This is a genomic window from Micrococcus sp. UYEF5 (genome assembly GCF_040546065.1).
In the GTDB taxonomy this organism is placed as follows: Bacteria; Actinomycetota; Actinomycetes; order Actinomycetales; family Micrococcaceae; genus Micrococcus; species Micrococcus luteus.
The window spans coordinates 96,378-112,971 of sequence record NZ_JBEPNB010000005.1; the positions used below are offsets into that span (position 1 = coordinate 96,378).

Annotated in this window: 14 protein-coding genes; 2 read left to right on the forward strand and 12 right to left on the reverse strand. The window is 72.5% G+C overall.

From position 1 onward, the window contains the following. Positions 1 to 41 precede the first annotated feature (41 nt). The 9 genes from dapC to ABIB16_RS06770 form a co-directional block, all read right to left on the reverse strand. Entirely contained in the window at positions 42 to 1,193 is a 1,152-nt protein-coding gene (dapC, locus tag ABIB16_RS06730; RefSeq protein WP_354436143.1) for a succinyldiaminopimelate transaminase, read from the reverse strand. A 5-nt stretch (positions 1,194 to 1,198) separates the two neighbouring features. Beyond that, positions 1,199 to 1,525, reverse strand: a complete 327-nt coding sequence (gene fdxA, locus ABIB16_RS06735) for a ferredoxin (protein ID WP_002855160.1) — start codon at positions 1,523 to 1,525, stop codon at positions 1,199 to 1,201. Continuing rightward, positions 1,522 to 2,088, reverse strand: a complete 567-nt coding sequence (locus tag ABIB16_RS06740) for a hypothetical protein (RefSeq protein WP_078025860.1) — start codon at positions 2,086 to 2,088, stop codon at positions 1,522 to 1,524. Before ABIB16_RS06740 ends, fdxA begins: the two co-directional genes overlap by 4 nt. Beyond that, the gene (gene typA, locus ABIB16_RS06745; protein WP_002855163.1) at positions 2,081 to 3,991 is read right to left on the reverse strand and encodes a translational GTPase TypA; all 1,911 of its coding nucleotides are present in this window, start codon (positions 3,989 to 3,991) and stop codon (positions 2,081 to 2,083) included. The genes ABIB16_RS06740 and typA overlap by 8 nt, the downstream gene beginning before the upstream one ends. Before the next feature lie 148 nt (positions 3,992 to 4,139). Further along, a complete protein-coding gene (locus ABIB16_RS06750; protein WP_354436144.1) occupies positions 4,140 to 6,020 on the reverse strand; it encodes an ABC transporter ATP-binding protein in 1,881 nt (626 codons plus the stop codon). Next, on the reverse strand, positions 6,017 to 7,207 hold the full coding sequence (locus tag ABIB16_RS06755; RefSeq protein ID WP_144826564.1) for an ABC transporter permease: 1,191 nt from the start codon (positions 7,205 to 7,207) through the stop codon (positions 6,017 to 6,019). Before ABIB16_RS06755 ends, ABIB16_RS06750 begins: the two co-directional genes overlap by 4 nt. A 5-nt stretch (positions 7,208 to 7,212) precedes the next feature. Beyond that, positions 7,213 to 8,733, reverse strand: coding sequence for an ABC transporter permease (locus ABIB16_RS06760; protein ID WP_095694777.1), 1,521 nt, complete (start codon positions 8,731 to 8,733; stop codon positions 7,213 to 7,215). A gap of 162 nt (positions 8,734 to 8,895) precedes the next feature. Continuing rightward, the gene (locus ABIB16_RS06765) at positions 8,896 to 10,755 is read right to left on the reverse strand and encodes an ABC transporter family substrate-binding protein (RefSeq protein WP_354436145.1); all 1,860 of its coding nucleotides are present in this window, start codon (positions 10,753 to 10,755) and stop codon (positions 8,896 to 8,898) included. Between the two features lie 193 nt (positions 10,756 to 10,948). Further along, the gene (locus ABIB16_RS06770; RefSeq protein WP_354436146.1) at positions 10,949 to 12,427 is read right to left on the reverse strand and encodes a phytoene desaturase family protein; all 1,479 of its coding nucleotides are present in this window, start codon (positions 12,425 to 12,427) and stop codon (positions 10,949 to 10,951) included. Positions 12,428 to 12,492: 65 nt separating this feature from the next. Here ABIB16_RS06770 and zupT point away from each other — a divergent pair, with 65 nt between their 5' ends. Beyond that, complete coding sequence (gene zupT / locus ABIB16_RS06775; RefSeq protein WP_252411416.1) at positions 12,493 to 13,281, forward strand: zinc transporter ZupT; 789 nt, start codon at positions 12,493 to 12,495, stop codon at positions 13,279 to 13,281. 15 nt (positions 13,282 to 13,296) lie between these two features. Here zupT and ABIB16_RS06780 read toward each other — a convergent pair whose 3' ends face one another. After that, a complete protein-coding gene (locus tag ABIB16_RS06780; protein ID WP_060973541.1) occupies positions 13,297 to 14,478 on the reverse strand; it encodes a S1C family serine protease in 1,182 nt (393 codons plus the stop codon). Between the two features lie 2 nt (positions 14,479 to 14,480). Beyond that, positions 14,481 to 14,981 carry a thiol peroxidase gene (gene tpx / locus ABIB16_RS06785; protein ID WP_049147477.1) on the reverse strand — a complete coding sequence of 167 codons (501 nt, stop codon included), beginning with the start codon at positions 14,979 to 14,981 and terminating at the stop codon, positions 14,481 to 14,483. An 81-nt stretch (positions 14,982 to 15,062) separates the two neighbouring features. On the opposite strand from tpx, the gene ABIB16_RS06790 reads away from it, so the two are divergent. Continuing rightward, entirely contained in the window at positions 15,063 to 15,965 is a 903-nt protein-coding gene (locus ABIB16_RS06790; protein ID WP_049147475.1) for a patatin-like phospholipase family protein, read from the forward strand. A gap of 24 nt (positions 15,966 to 15,989) precedes the next feature. Here ABIB16_RS06790 and ABIB16_RS06795 read toward each other — a convergent pair whose 3' ends face one another. After that, positions 15,990 to 16,529: a PACE efflux transporter gene (locus ABIB16_RS06795; RefSeq protein ID WP_041105039.1), complete on the reverse strand. Its 540-nt coding sequence runs from the start codon at positions 16,527 to 16,529 to the stop codon at positions 15,990 to 15,992. Positions 16,530 to 16,594: the final 65 nt, after the last annotated feature.

The window sequence follows — 16,594 nt, forward strand, 5'->3', positions numbered from 1 at the left end:
GCGCGCGATCGCTTCCCCCGACGACGGCCCTCGGCCCCGGCTCAGCCGGTCCGCGGCCCGCGGGCGGTGAGTCTCGCCGCGGCCCGGGCGACCGCCTCGTCCGTGGCGGTGATCGCGACGCGGACGTAGCCGTCGCCGCCGGCACCGTAGAACACGCCGGGCCCGGCGATGATGCCCAGGCCCGCCAGGTCGCCCAGCAGGTCCCACGAGTCCTGCGCCGTGGCGTGGGCCGGGTCCAGGTCCGCCCGCCGGGTCCACAGGTACAGCCCCGCCTCGGAGTGGTCCACCGTGTGGCCGGAGGCCTCCAGCGCGGTACGCAGCGCGTCCCGACGGCGGCGGTAGCGGTCCTTCTGCTCTGCGACGTGCCCGTCGTCGGCCAGTGCCACGGCCATCGCGTGCTGCACCGGGGCGGGCACGATCATGCCCGCGTGCTTGCGGGTGTTGACCAGGGTCGCCACGAGCTCCGGATCCCCCGCGGCGAACGCGGCGCGGTAGCCGGCGAGGTTGGACTGCTTGGACAGCGAGTAGACGCTCAGCAGGCCCGTCAGGTCGCCGCCGGAGACCTCGTCGGACAGGATGCAGGGCACGACGGCCCCGTCCCACGCGTCCCAGCCGAGCTCGGCGTAGCACTCGTCCCCGCACACCACGGCGCCCACGGCACGGGCGGCGTCGACCGTGCGGCGCAGCGCCGCGGCGTCCAGCACGGCACCGGTGGGGTTGGCCGGCGAGTTGGTCCACACGAGGCGCACCCGCTCACGCACCTCGGGCGCCAGGGCGTCGAGGTCGTCCGCGGCCACGGCCTCCGCCCCGGCCAGCAGCGCGCCCACCGCATAGGTGGGGTAGGCGGCCTCGGGGTGGACGACGACGTCGCCTGCGCTCAGCCCGAGCAGCGTGGGCAGCCACGCGATGAACTCCTTCGACCCGACCGTGGGCACCACGGCCGCCGGGTCCAGCCCGGGCACCCCGCGGCGCCGGGCGTACCAGTCGACGACCGCGCGACGCAGGGCGTCCGTGCCGTGCGTCGTCGGATAGCCGTGCGCGTCGGCGGCCTCGGTCAGGGCCCGGCGGATCAGGTCCGGCGTCGGATCCACGGGCGTGCCGATGGACAGGTCCGCGACGCCGTCCGGGTGGGCGGCGGCACGCTCACGGTAGGGGGTGAGCGTGTCCCACGGGTAGTCCGGCAGCGTCAGCATGGGGCTCAGGCGTCGGCGTTCTGCAGGGGCAGGGCGGAGATGATCGGGTGGTCCTTGGCGATCATGCCCAGCTTGGCGGCGCCGCCCGGGGAGCCCAGGTCGTCGAAGAACTCGACGTTGGCCTTGTAGTACTCGGCCCACTCGTCCGGGGTGTCGTCCTCGTAGTAGATGGCCTCGACGGGGCACACCGGCTCGCACGCACCGCAGTCGACGCACTCGTCCGGGTGGATGTAGAGCATGCGCTCACCCTCGTAGATGCAGTCCACGGGGCATTCGTCGATGCACGCCTTGTCCTTGACGTCCACACACGGCAACGCGATCACGTAGGTCATGGCTGACCGTCCACCTCTCTCTGGGCACGGGGTTGCGGGGCTGCGGTCCAGGGTACTCGCTCCCCCGGACGCGTTTCGCGGGCGGTCACAGTCGCCCGGCGGGGGCGCGTGGCGCCGTCGGCGGCCCCTGCGGGTCGGCGGTCCAGCCGCCGGCCCACGGCCAGCAGGACCAGGCCGAGCGCCGGCTGGCCGACGTTCCAGGCCACGGAGGCGACGACGGCGCCCGGCGCCGCCGCCCACAGGCCGGCCGTCCAGGACACCCCCAGGGCGTCGTCCACCGGCAGGCGCTGCAGGGCCAGGACGGCGGTGAACGCGCCGGCGACGACCGCGGCCCCCGCCGGCAGGGCGCGCCCGCCGCGGTCCGCGCGTCGGACCATCCACCAGCGCTGCGTCGAGCCGACGAGCACGAGCGCCAGCACCGCACCCCAGGGCAGGGTCCAGCCGCCCGGCAGGGAGGCCAGGTTCAGATGGACGGCGGTGCCGAGCGCGCCGGCGACGACGCCGAGCAGCGTCCCGCCCACCACGTCGGCGGGCCGGGCGCGGCGGCGGGGGCGATCAGGCACGGGCGCGGGCGCGCGCGGCCTTCAGGCGCTCGTTGGCGTCCAGGACGACCTTGCGGATGCGGATGTCCTCGGGGGTGATCTCCACGCACTCGTCCTCGCGGGCGAACTCGAGGGACTCCTCCAGGGTGAGCCGGCGCGGGGGCGTCAGGCCCTCGAACGACTCGGAGGAGGCCGCACGCATGTTGGTGAGCTTCTTCTCCTTGGTGATGTTCACGTCCATGTCGTCAGCGCGCGAGTTCTCGCCCACGATCATGCCCTCGTACACCTCGGCGCCCGGCTGCACGAAGAAGGTGCCGCGCTCCTGCAGGTTGATCATGGCGAACGGCGTGGCGGAGCCCGCCCGGTCGGCCACGAGGGAGCCGTTGGTGCGGTACTCGATCTCACCGGTCCACGGCTCGTAGCCGGCCGCGTAGGAGGAGGCGATGCCCGCGCCGCGGGTCTCGGTGAGGAAGCGGGTGCGGAAGCCGATCAGGCCGCGGGCCGGGACCAGGAACTCCATGCGGATCCAGCCCGTGCCGTGGTTGGACATCTCCTGCATGCGGCCCTTGCGGGCGGCCATGAGCTGCGTGACCGCGCCCATGAACTCCTCGGGGATGTCGATGGTCATGCGCTCCATCGGCTCGTGGACCTTGCCGTCCACGGTCCGGGTGACCACCTGCGGCTTGCCCACGGTGAGCTCGAAGCCCTCGCGGCGCATCTGCTCCACGAGGATGGCCAGGGCGAGCTCGCCGCGGCCCTGCACCTCCCACGCATCCGGGCGCTCGGTGGGGAGCACCTTGAGCGAGACGTTGCCGATCAGCTCCTTGTCCAGGCGGTCCTTCACCTGGCGGGCCGTGACCTTGGCGCCCTTGACGCGGCCGGCCAGCGGGGAGGTGTTGATGCCCACGGTCATGGAGATGGCCGGGTCGTCCACCGTGATCAGCGGCAGCGGCTTCGGGTTCTCCGCGTCGGTGAGGGTCTCGCCGATCATGATGTCCTCGATGCCGGCGACGGCGACGATCTCGCCCGGGCCGGCCTCCTCCGCGGGCACGCGCTCGAGGCCCTTGGTGGCCAGCAGCTCGGTGATCTTCACGGTCTTCAGGGCGCCGTCCTGGCGGGCCCACGCGACCTGCTGGCCCTTGCGGAGGGTGCCGTTGAAGATGCGCAGCAGCGCGAGGCGGCCGAGGAACGGGGAGGCGTCCAGGTTGGTGACGTGCGCCTGGAGGACCTCGCCCTCGGTGTAGGACGGGGCCGGGATGTGCTCCATGATCACGTTGAAGAGGGCCTCGAGGTCCTCGGCCTCCGGCAGGGCGCCGTCGGCGGGCTGGGTCAGGGAGGCGCGGCCGGCCTTGCCCGAGGCGTAGACGACGGGGACGTCCAGCACCGAGTCGAGGTCCAGGTCCGGGTCCTCCTCGGCCAGGTCCGAGGCCAGGCCGAGCAGCAGGTCCATGGAGTCGGAGACGACCCCGTCGATGCGCGCGTCCGGGCGGTCCGTCTTGTTGACCACGAGGATCACGGGCAGCTTGGCCGCGAGGGCCTTGCGGAGCACGAAGCGGGTCTGGGGCAGCGGGCCCTCGGAGGAGTCCACGAGCAGCACGACGCCGTCCACCATGGACAGGCCGCGCTCCACCTCGCCGCCGAAGTCGGCGTGGCCGGGGGTGTCGATCACGTTGATGGTGACGGTCTCGCCCTCGGGGGCGGACGGGCCGGAGTAGAACACCGTGGTGTTCTTGGCGAGGATCGTGATCCCCTTCTCCTTCTCCAGGTCCCCGGAGTCCATGACCCGCTCGGCGACGTCGCCGTGCGTGTTGAAGGCACCGGTCTGGCGCAGCATGGCGTCCACCATCGTGGTCTTGCCATGGTCCACGTGGGCCACGATGGCCACGTTGCGCAGATCGGAGCGGCGGGTTTCGGTCGAGGTCATGGGCGTCCTGTCCGGTTCGACATCAAAGGGGTGGAGGCACACGACGACGGCGGCCCCCGTGCGATTGTACGCGCAGGGGCCGCCGTGGACAGGCGGGCCGGTGGGCCCGGGGTCGGCGGCGGGACGCGCCCGCCGCCGACCCGCGCGGTCAGTAGACGCCCTCGCCGAGGGAGGCGAGGAACTCGCGGCGCTCCTGGCGACGCTCCGCCTGCTGGTCCGGGTCCGGCACGGGCGCCGCCGCCAGGAGGCGACGGGTGTACTCCTCCTTCGGACGGTGGAGCACCTCCTCCGTGGGGCCCTGCTCCACCTGGCGGCCGTCCTTGAGGACGAGCACCTTGTGGGCCAGCATGTCCACCACCGCGAGGTCGTGGGACACGAACAGGCACGCGAACTCGTAGCGCTGCTGCAGCTCCGCGAACATGTCCAGCACGGCGGCCTGGACGGACACGTCCAGGGCCGAGGTCGGCTCGTCCGCGATGAGCACCTGGGGGTCCAGGGTCAGGGCGCGGGCGATCGAGATGCGCTGGCGCTGACCGCCGGAGAGCTCGTGCGGGTACCGGTTCACCACGGAGCGCGGCAGACGCACCGCGTCCAGCAGCTCCTCGGCGCGGGCCAGGCGCGAGCGCCGGTCCCCCACCTTGTGCACGACCATCGGCTCGGTGATGATGTCGCCGATCGGGAACCGCGGGTCCAGCGAGGCCGCCGGGTCCTGGAAGACCACGCCGATGTTCTTGCGCAGGGCGCGCTGCTCGGCCTTGGGCATCGTCGCCAGGTCGTGGCCCTGGATGCGCAGCGAGCCCTCCGCGATGGTGAGCAGGCCGAGGACCGACTTGGCGATGGTGGACTTGCCCGAGCCGGACTCGCCCACCAGGCCCAGGATCTCGCCCGGGGCCACCTGGAAGCTGACGTCGTGGACCACGCGGTTCTTCTTGCCGCGGTGGTCGTACTCGAGGTGGAGGTTCTCCGCCTCGATCGCGTACCGGGCCTGCGTCTGCGTGGCCGTGACCGGCTCCGGCTCTGCCACCTCGAGGGGCTCGCCGAGGCGCGGCACCGCCGAGAGCAGCTTCTGGGTGTAGGGGTGCCGGGCGTGCTGGAGCACCTGGTGCACCGAGCCCTGCTCCACGAGCTCCCCGTGGAGCATCACGCACACGCGGTCCGCCATGTCCGCGACCACGCCCATGTTGTGCGTGATGAGCAGGATGCCGGTGTTCATCTTGTTCTTCAGGGAGCGCAGCAGCTCCAGGATCTCGGCCTGGACCGTCACGTCGAGCGCCGTGGTGGGCTCGTCCGCGATGATCACCTTCGGCGAGCAGCTGATCGCCATCGCGATGACGATGCGCTGGCGCTGGCCGCCCGAGAACTGGTGGGGGTACTGCTTGAGGCGGGTGGCGGCGTCGGGGATGCCCACCATGGTGAGCAGCTCGACGGCGCGCTTGTCCGCCTCGGTGCCGTAGGCGATGCCGTGCAGCTCGAGGGCCTCCGTGAGCTGGTCGCCCACGGTGAGGACGGGGTTCAGGGCCGTCATGGGCTCCTGGAACACCATCGCCACCTCGTCGCCGCGGATGTCGCGCAGCTGCCCCGGGGTCATCGTGAGCACGTCGCGGCCGGCCAGCTGCACCGAGCCGGTGATGTCCGCGTTGCCCGGGAGCAGGCCCATGGCGGTGGCGCTCGTGACGGACTTGCCGGAGCCGGACTCGCCCACGAGGGCGACGACCTCGCCGGGCTTGACGTCGAACGTCACGCCCTTGACCGCGTGCACCTCGCCGAACTCGGTCGCGAACTTCACGTCCACGTCGCGGAAGGCGAGCACTGGCTCGCCGCCCAGGTCGTCGTGGCGGGCCACGACGCCCATCGCGCTCGTCGCGGGGCCCGGAGGCACGCCGCCGGCGCCGGAGGAGCCGGGCACGGCGGCGCCGCGCGCCTCGAGGTCGGCCGACGACGCCGCGTGCGAGCCCTGCCCGCCGGCGGTCACGTCGTTCTGGTTCTTCTTGCCGAACATGGATCGGCCTTTCTTGTCGTTCGCGCTCATCGCTGACCGTCCTCGTCCGCGTCGGAGATCCGTGCGGATCCGCCGGCCGCCTCCACGGGGGCCTCGATCCGGCCGGCCGTCGGGGCCGCGGCCAGACCGCCCGCCGTCGTCGCACCGGCCTCGGTGGCGGCCGCGCGGCGGCCGAAGAAGCGGGGCCTGCGGTGGGCGCCCGCACCCTGGCGCGGGTCGAAGGCGTCGCGCAGGCCGTCACCGAGGAAGTTCACGGACAGGGCGATCGCGAGGATGATCATGCCGGGCCACCAGAACAGCCACGGACGGGTGGTGAACGCGTTCTGATAGTCGGAGATGAGCAGGCCCAGAGACGAGTCCGGCGCCTTCACGCCGAAGCCGAGGAAGGACAGCGAGGTCTCCAGCAGCACCGCGCCCGCGATGGCGAACGTCGCGTTCACGACGATCACGCCGATCGTGTTGGGCAGCAGGTGCTTGAAGATCAGGCGGCCCGGCTTGGCGCCCATGGCGACGGCGGCCGCCACGAACTCCTTCTCGCGCAGGGACAGGACCTCGCCGCGCACGAGGCGGGCCAGGGACGTCCAGGACACGAGGCCGAGCACCACCGCGAGCGGGAGGATGCCCATCTTCATGCCGCTGGCCATCTGGCCGAGCACCGCGGCGAGCACGAGCAGCGGGATGACGATGATCAGGTCGGTCAGGCGCATCAGCACGGAGTCGACCCAGCCGCCGAAGTAGCCGGACACGGCGCCGACGACCGCGCCGATCACGGTGGAGAGCAGGCCCACGATGGCCGCGATGATCATGGACTGCTGGGTCCCGCGCATCACGAGGGCGAAGTAGTCCTTGCCCGTGGTGTCCTGGCCGAAGGGATGCTCGCCCCAGCGGATGCCCTCGCCCCCGAAGGCCTGCGGCACGACCGAGAGCGTCGGGCGACCGCCGTTCACCACGGAGGCCGCGGCCGTGTAGGACTTGTCCCACCAGCCGGGGATGCCGGCGAAGCCGATGGAGGAGAACGCCATCAGCGTGATGAAGACCAGCACGATCAGGGAGATCATCGCCGCCTTGTGGCGGAAGAACCGCTTGCGGACCAGGGCACCCTGGGAGTAGGACTTCCCGGCCTTGGCGCGGAGCTTGGCGTCCTCCGCCTCCGCGAGGTCGAAGATCTGCTTCTCGTCGAGCTGCGCGCCCGTCGTCGAGGAGTTGTTGGTGGTCATCTGGCTCACACTCGAATCCGGGGGTCGAGGACGGCGTAGAGCACGTCCGCCACGAGGTTCATCAGCACGGCGGCGGTGCCCGTCACGAGGAAGAACGCCATCACGGGCATGGGGTCCACGTCGCGCAGGCCGGTGGCGAACAGCTCGCCCATCCCCTTCCAGCCGAACACCTGCTCCGTGATCACGGCGCCGCCGATCAGGCCGGCGAAGTCGAAGGCCATGATCGTGGTGATGGGGATCAGGGAGTTGCGGAACGCATGCTTCAGGATCACCTGGCGCTCCGGCAGGCCCTTGGCGCGCGCGGTGCGGATGTAGTCCTGGCGCGAGACCTCGAGCATGGAGGAGCGCGTGTACCGCGAGTACGTGGCCACCGAGATGATGGTCAGCAGGATGGTGGGCAGCAGCAGCTGCGCACCGCGGTCCAGGAACACCACCCAGAAGTGGGCGTCCAGGTTCGGGGTGCCCGAGCCGATCGTGGAGATCGGGCGCGGCTTGACCTTCAGGAAGGTCGGCCAGTAGTTCATCAGGTGCTCCGCCACGATCGCCACGCCCATGATCAGGGCGGTCACCAGCGAGGCGGACACGGCCGAGCCCTTGGAGAAGCCGCCGAGCAGGCGGCCCACCAGGATGGCCACCAGCACGAGGATGACGCCGAGGCCGGCCAGCAGCAGCGCGGACGGCGTCCGCCACAGCAGGCTGTAGGTGGCGTAGTAGGCGACGAGGCCGATCGCGGCCGTGACCAGGGCGGCCTTGAGGACCGATCGGTTGCGCAGACCGGAGATCACCGCGGTGGCGCCGACGGCGGCGGCCAGGCCGATGACCAGCTGCACGACCGGGCCCATCTGCGGATGCCGCCAGAAGTCGACGGCGAACAGCACCCAGCCGGCGAGCAGGATGAACGCGGCGGTGGCGCCGAACGTGAAGGCGCGCCGCCTGAGGTCGCCCGCCATGACGGCCTGCAGGACCAGGCCCGCGAGGACGGCGACCCCGATGAGGAGGGGCCAGTTCAGCTCAGGGCTGCGGATCCAGTCGTTGAACCGGATCCCCATGTACTCCTTCAGGAGGACGGCCGCCCAGAACACGGGCAGCGAGAAGAAGAGGAAGATCAGGAACGTGACCACGTAGTCGAGACCGGAGTACTGGCGGATCGCGGTGATGATGCCGATCGCGATGCCGATGATGATCGCCAGGACGGTCGCGAGCACCACGAGGCGCAGCGTGGAGGCCGCGGCGTTGCTCAGCAGGTCACCGACGGACTGACCGTTCCGGCTGAGGCCGAGGTCGCACTGACCGGTGACGCAGCCGCCGATGCCCTGGAGCCAGTCCCAGTACCGGGCGTACCAGGGCTGGTCCAGCCCCATGAATTCGGTGCGGGCGGCGATGAGGGTCTCGCGGTTGGGGTTCTGTGACTCTCGCAGGTCCTGGAGGGGGTCACCCGAGTGGGCCACGAGGAAGAAGAGCAGGATCGACGCGCCGAACAGCACCAGGAGGGAGCTGCCGAGGCGCTTGAGGATGAATTTCAGCACAACAGGGGGTGACCTTCCGTGCGAGTGCAAGGGAAAGGGAGGGGTGCGGGTTCGCCGCGGTTCACGGCCAGAGCCCGGCCGGTGCCCGGCCGGGCTCTGTCCTCGATCCCGACGCCGGCGGTCCGCGGGAGGCGGACCGCCGGGTCAGAGGTCAGCGGGGCGTCACTCCTGGACGCGGACCCACTGCTCCACGTTCCACAGCGCACCCGACTGGGCGGCGGTGTCGCGCACGTTGGCGACGTCGGCCTTGTGGCCGACCAGACCCGGGTGAGCGTACAGCGGGATGGCCTGGAAGTCCTCCCAGAGCAGCTTCTCGATGGTCTTGACCTGCTCGAGCTGCTCGTTCTCGTCCAGCGAGGTGGCGAGCTTGTCCCAGGCCGCGTCCACCTCGGGGTTGTTGTAGCTCTGCTGGTTCTGGGCGCCGTCCGACTGGTAGATGTTCGCGCCGGAGGCCTTCTGGCCCGAGCCGGCCCAGGCGTAGAGGGCGGCGTCGTAGTCACCGGCCGGCATGACCTCCTTGAAGAACACCGGCGAGTTGGCGTCCTGCACGTCGAAGCCGGCCTGGTCGCAAGAGCTCTTGATGAGCGCGACGGTCTCGGTACGACGCTGGTTGCCGGCCTGGTAGCCGAGGCGGACCGTGGGCTTGGAGACGCCCGACTTCTCGACGAGCTCCTTCGCCTTCTCGATGTTCGGCTCGTCCATCTCCTTCGGGTAGGCCTCGTCCACGACCTCCTGGTACTTGTCCTGGAAGGGGAAGACCTCGCGCAGGTTCATGACCTGGGCGTCCGCATAGATCGGCTTGATCAGGTTGTCCACGATCTGCTGGCGGGGCAGGCAGAGGGCGAAGGCCTCGCGCAGCTCCGGGGAGTCCGCGAAGACGGAGCCCTCGCCGCGGTTGTAGTCCACGTGCTCCCAGGTCAGCTGGTCACCGGTCTGGACGTTGACGTCGTCGCCGAGGCCCTCGAGCTGCTGGAGGGTGTCCACGGTGGCCTGCGGCTCGATGACGTCGAGGTCGCCGTTCTGCAGGGCCTGCACGTGGGTCTTGGGGTCGGCGAAGCGGAGGACGAGCTCCTTGGTGGCCGCCGGGGTGCCCCAGTACTCGGGGTTGGTCTCGAGGGTGATGGACTGGCCGGCCTGCCAGCCGCCGTCCTTGAACTTGTAGGGGCCCATGGAGGGCACCAGCGAGGCGTCCGGCAGCTCGCCCGGGCTGAAGTCCCAGCCGTCGTTCCAGAACTCGGCCGCCGGGGTGAGCGCCTCGACGTCCTTCTCCTTCGCGGCGGTGACGAGCTCCTCGAAGCTCATGCCCGCCTCCTTGGCGACGATGTGCGCCGGCAGTGCGGTGCTGATGAGGATCTCCCAGTCCGCGTAGGGCTCCGGGTAGGTGACGGTGAACTCCTTGCCGTCGGCCTCGCCCTCGGGCGCCTCCGGGATGTACTTGCCCTGCTCGAAGGAGATCGAGTCGAACAGCGGGGTCTCGGAACCCTCCGCCTTGACCGTGTCGTTGTTCGCGGCCCAGTGGAAGATGAAGTCGCCCGCGGTGACGGGGGTGCCGTCGGACCACTTGGCGTCGTCGCTGATGGTGTACTTCACGGTCAGCGGGTCGTCCGAGGTCTTCTCGTACGTGCCGAAGTCCTCGTTCGGGATGATCGAGCCGTCGGTGCCGAAGTACCAGAAGGACGAGAACATGCGGTCCACGACGGCCGAGTTGTACGTGGTGTACGTGTTCGACTGCAGGCCGTTGTAGGACAGGAAGTCGTCGGCGCCCACCGAGTAGGCGATGGAGCCGTCCTGGGTCTCGACGTCGCCCAGGTCGGCCAGCCCCGGCCCGGAGGCCTCGGCGGTGAGCTTCTGGCCCTTGTCCCCTTCGATGACATTGCCGGCGCCCGAGTCGCCGCCCTGGCTGGCGGCGGAGCCGCTGTTGCTGGAGTCGCCCGCGTTGCCGCCGCCGGGGGCGCAGGCGGAGAGGATGAGGGCCGAGCCGGCGGCCAGGGCCGCAGCAGCGGAGAGCTTCGTGTACTTCATGGAAGGTGCTTCCGTTCATGAGAGGTGCAAGGACGTCCCTCATCCGCATCCCTGTGGGGATCCGATGATGTGAGACTACCCCGGGCCGTTCCGCCGAGACGGGACGTTCCGTGAGATGGACCACACTGTAGCGGGCACATTCCGATTCGCGAAAGTCCGGATCCGGATCAGTCTCAGCCGTGGCGCACAGCGGTCAGCGACGACGGTCCGCCAGCAGAGTCCGCACGGCCCACGCCCCGCCCATGCCGTGGACGCCGGCGCCCGGCGGGGTGGAGGCGGAGGCCAGATACAGCCCGGTCCGACCCGCCCGGTGCGGCCGGGGCGACGCAGTGGGGCGCAGGAGCGCGCGCGCTCCCGCGAGCGATCCCCCCGCGATGTCGCCGCCCACGAGGTTCGGGTTCCACACCTCCAGGTCGGCCGGGCGCATCGCGACCGCGGCCTGGATCCGGTCCCGGAAGCCGGGTGCGTGCCGCTCCACCTCCGCCTCGATCAGCGGACGGACGTCGCCGGGGTGGCCGTGGGGCACATGGGCGTAGGACCAGACGACCGTGTGCCCCCGGGCGGGCCCGGTGGCCCGTGTGGGGTCCGCCGCCTGCTGCTGACAGAGCATGACGAAGGGCCGCGCCGGCATCCGGCCGGCCGCGACGTCGTCCTCGGCCCGCCGGATCTCGGCGGCGGTCCCGCCCAGATGCACCGTCCCCGCGCCCGCGAGCCGGGCGTCGCGCCACGGGATCGGCCCGTCGAGCAGGAAGTCGACCTTGGACACGGACGGCCCGGGGCGCCACCGGCGCAGGGCCGCGGCGTAGCGCGGCGGCAGGCCCGTGCCGGCGACGCGCAGCACCTGGCGCGGGGTCAGGTCCAGCACGACGGCGTCCGCGGCGGGCAGCGCGCGCAGGTCCGTGACCTCGTGGCCCAGGTGCAGCCGCCCGCCGTGCGCCCGCAGCACCGCCACGAGCGACTCGACGATCGCCCCCGACCCGCCGCGCGCCACCGGCCAGCCCGAGCTCATCCCGAGCGCGCCGAAGAGCGCACCGAACGCCGCCGTCAGGGGCCGGCTCGAGGGCAGGATCGCGTGGGCCGCCGAGCCCGTGAACAGGGCGCAAGCGGCCGCCGTGCGGAACATCGCCCGGCCCAGCAGATCGGCCGGCCACGGGGCGCGCAGGCCGAAGCGGGCCATCGCCACCGGATGGGGCGGGGGTCGCAACACCGGGCCGAGCGCGCCCGCCAGGATCTCGTCGACGTGGTCGACCAGGGCCCCGTGCACGGCCCGCCAGGCCCGCGCGTCGACGCCGAGACCCACGGCGGTGGCCTCGAGGTCCCGGTGCAGGAGGGCGGCCGGCCCGTCCGGCAGCGGATGTCCCATCGGCACGGCCGGGTGCAGCCAGGCGAGCCCGTGGTCCGTCAGCCCCAGCTCCCGGAACACGGGGCTGGCGACGCCGAACGGATGGCCCGCCGCCCCGAGGTCCACCACGGTCCCCTCCCCCAGCACCGGCGCGGACGCGCACGCACCGCCGGGCACCGGGGCCCGCTCGAACACGTCCACCTCCCAGCCCTCGCGGGCCAGCAGGGCGGCGGCGGTCAGGCCGTTGGGTCCGGCGCCCACGACGACGGCGCGGCCCGGCTCGACGCCCCGGGGCAGCGCGAATCCGGGGCCGGCGGCGGTTTCGGTCATGGTCTCCTCCTGTGGTCCCTAGGATGGTCGCACCCCGCCCGCCGCCCGTCAGGAGGCCCTCTCCCGTGGACCCGTTCTGGACCGCGCTCGCTCTCACGACGTTCGCCGGACTGGCCACGGTGCTGGGCGGCGTCCTGGCGATCGTCGGACGCGAGCCCTCGGGCCGCGGGCTGGGGGCCGCCCTCGGCCTCGCCGCGGGCGTCATGCTCGCGGTCTCCTTCCTGGAGATGCTGCCGGCCGCCGTCGAGGGGCTGGGCGGGGCGGTCGGCCCCGCGGCGACCGCCGTCGCGGTGGCCGCCCTGACCCTCGGCGCAGGCGCCTACGTGCTGCTCGAGCGCGCCGTCCCCGACCCCGTCTCGGAGATGCCGGGCGACGTCGACGACCCGGCCGGCCTGGACCGGCGGCGGATGCTGCGCCTGGGCACGGTGACGGCCCTGGCGATCGGCCTGCACAATCTGCCGGAGGGCTTCGTCACCTTCGCCGGCACCCTGCAGGATCCGTCGGTGGGCCTCGCGCTGGCCGTCGCGATGGCCGTGCACAACGTTCCCGAGGGCGTGGCCGTGGCCGTGCCCGTGCGGCAGGCCACCGGATCGCGGCGCAAGGCCTTCGCGTGGGCCGCGTTCACGGGGATCGCGGAGCCGCTGGGCGCGCTGATCGGCTGGCTGCTGCTGGCCCCGTTCCTCACACCCGCGCTCCTGGCCGCCGTCTTCGCGGCCGTGGCGGGCGTGATGGTGACCGTGAGCCTCGACGCGCTGCTGCCCGCCGCCCGGGCGGCCGGGGGCCGCGCCGCGGCGCTGGGCGGCGTGCTGCTGGGCGTGGCCGCGATGGCCCTCTCACTGGACCTGCTCTCCTGAGCGCCGGGGGGCCGGTCAGTTCACGAGGGCCGGCTGCAGGACCGCCTCGGCCTCGCGCACCTCGCCGTCGGCGGTGCGCCACTGGACGGTGATCCGGTCCCCCACGTTGTGGTCGTTGACCAGGCGGGACATCCGGGAGGCGTCGTCGCCGACGGTCCGCCCCTCGATCTCGAGGATGACATCGCCCTCGACCAGGCCGATCTGCTCGGCGGCGGAGCCCGCGTCCACCTGCATGACCACGACGCCGACGTCGGGATCCGCGCCGACCATGATGCCCAGGGCGCCGTCCGCACCGATGCTCACGGTGTCCGTCTCCTCGCCCGAGAGGACCTGGTCCGCCACGTCGAAGGCCACCTCCAGCGGGATCGCGAAGCCGTCCACCTCGTCTGCGGTGGTCCCGTCGCTGGCTGCCACGGTCACGCCGACCACCTGGCCGGCGTCGTCCACCACCGGGCCGCCGGAGTAGCCGGGCACGACGTCCGCGTCCGTCTGGATCAGGCCGGACAGGCGCGCGTACTGATCGGTGCCCTCGGCCGCGGCCATGATCGAGCGGTCCGTGCCGAGCACGGTGCCGCGCACGGCCGTCAGATAACCCTGGCCTCCGCCGTTGCCGACGGCGGCCACCTGGTCCCCGCGCCGCACCGGGTCCAGCGAGACGCTGGCCACCGGCAGGTCTGAGACGCCCTCGACGTCGAGCACCGCGATGTCGTGCTCGGCATCGCGCCCGAGCACCGTGGCCGTGTGCCGCGCGCCGGTGTCCGCGACCACCACGTGCACCTCCGAGGAGTCCTCGACCACGTGGTAGTTGGTCACCGCCAGCCCGTCCGGGGAGAGCACCATGCCCGTCCCCGTGCCGGTGCGGGCGCCGAGGGCGGTCTCCACGAGGAGGATGCCCGGGGCGTCCGCGACCGGCTGGCCCGGGTCCAGGGACGATCCGTCGTGGGCCGATGCGGACCAGTCCACCGCCACACCGTCGTGGATGTGGGTCAGGCCCGCCGCGAGCTCGCCCGCCTCCCGGGCGGGGGCCTCGGCGGCGGGCACGGTCGGGGCGGAGTCCGCGGCGACGTCGACCATCCGGCCGGCGAGGAGGGCGGTGAGGCCCCCGGCCAGGACCAGCGCGCCGAGCACGCCGAACAGCGCGATGACGAATGCCAGGGGCGAGCGTCGTGCGCGCGGCGGCCAGCCCGGCGGCGTCACGCTCAGCCCCGGGCGGCCGCCAGGGCGGCCTCGTAGTCCGGCTCCTCGGAGATCTCGGGGACGAGCTGGGCATGACGGACCACGCCGTCGGCATCGACCACGACGACGGCGCGGGCCAGCAGGCCCTCGAGCGGACCGTCGGTCATGCGCACGCCGTAGTCGTCGCCGAACGACGAGCGGAACACAGAGCCGCTGCGGACGTGGTCGATGCCCTCGACCGAGCAGAAGCGCGCGGCGGCGAACGGCAGGTCCGCGGACACGGCCACGACGGTGGTGTCCCCGAGGTCCGCGACGCGGGAGTCGAACTCGCGGACGGAGGCGGCGCACACGCCGGTGTCCAGGGACGGGAAGATGTTCAGGATCACGCGACGGCCGCGCAGCTCCCGCAGGGTCACCGGGGACAGGTCCGCCCCGGTGAGGGTGAAGTCGGGGGCGGGGGCACCCACCTGGGGCAGCCCACCGACGGTGTGGACGGGGGTGCTCTTCATGTGGGTCGTCGCCATGGGGACAGCCTAGGATGGGCGCGGCCGGACGGGAGCGCCCCGCGCCCTGCTCGGCGGACGGCGAACACGGAGGGACCGACCATGACCGAGCCCATGACGTCCAACGTCACCGACACGGCGCTGCTGTTCGAGGGCGGGGGGATGCGCGCCGCGCTCACCTCGGCCGTGGTGGCGGAGCTGCTGCGCGAGCGGATCCACGTGGACTTCGTGGCCGGCATCTCGGCGGGCTCGTCCAACGCCGTGAACTACCTGTCCCGCGACCCGGCCCGTGCGCGGCGCTCGTTCGTGGACTTCGCCGACGATCCTCGGTTCGGCAACTGGCTGAGCTTCCTGCGCGGCAAGGGCCTGTTCAACGCCGAGTACATCTACGAGCACGCCGGCCTGCCCGAGGCGGACCTGCCCTACGACTTCGCCACGTTCCGCGCGAACCCCGCCCGGCTCGTGCTGGGCGGGTTCGACGCCGCGAGCGGCGAGACGCGCTGGTGGGACCGCTCCGACATGACCACCCTGACCGACCTGATGGTCCGCGTCCGCGCGTCGTCCACGATGCCGGTCCTCATGCCCCCCGTGCACGCCGAGGGCACCGTGTTCGTGGACGGCGCCCTCGGCGTGGACGGCGGGATCCCGCTGACCGCGGCGGAGGACGCGGGGTTCGAGAAGGTCCTCGTGGTCCTGACCCGGGAGCGCGGGTACGTGAAACGGCCCGAACGGTTCCCCTCGTTCTACCAGCGCACCTTCCGGCGCTACCCCGCCGTCGCGGACGCCCTGCTCACGCGCTGGCGCCGGTACAACGCGACCCGCGAGCGGCTGTTCGAGATGGAGCGGCAGGGACGGGCCTATCTGTTCGCGCCCGAGACCATGCCCATCGCCAACGGCGAGCGGTCCGTGGCCAAGCTGGCCGCCGCCCACGAGCTCGGCCTGGGCCAGGTGCGCCGCGAGATGCCGGCGATCCGCGCGTTCCTGGGGCTGCCGGCGTCCCGTTGAGCCGCGCCTGATCCGATCGGCGGGTCAGGCCTCGGCGCGGGCGGCCGAGTCCGGCAGGCCGAACACCGAGTCGAACGCGTAGGCGTACACCGCGGCGTAGACGAGGAAGAACACGAGGAGGCCGGCCTCGATGAGGAACGCCTCCCCCAGCCCGATGCCGAGGATCAGGGCCACCGCGGGCACGAGGAACACGATCAGCCCGCCCTCGAAGCCGACGGCGTGGGCCACGCGCACCCACCAGGGCCGGCCCGTGATGCCGAGGCGGCGTTCGAGGGTCTCGAACACCGAGTTGAACACGATGTTCCACAGCAGGGCCACGGTCGAGGACACGACCGCCACGGCGAGCGAGGGCCCGCCGCCGTTGCCGAGCGCCGCCAGGATCACGGTGGTGAAGAGGATGGCGAGCAGCTCGAAGACCACCGCGTAGACCACGCGGCGCAGCAGGGGCGTCCGGAACACGCGGCGGCGCACGAGCGCGTCCCGGCCCCCCGGGCCCCGCGGCACGTCGGAGGGCGGCGTCGACACGGGGTCGACGCCCGGGCGGGCGCGGCGGGTCTCGGACACGGCGCCCAGCCTAGGGCTGGCACCGCGGGGCGCCGAATCCGGCGGGACCGGCCGCCCGCCGTCGT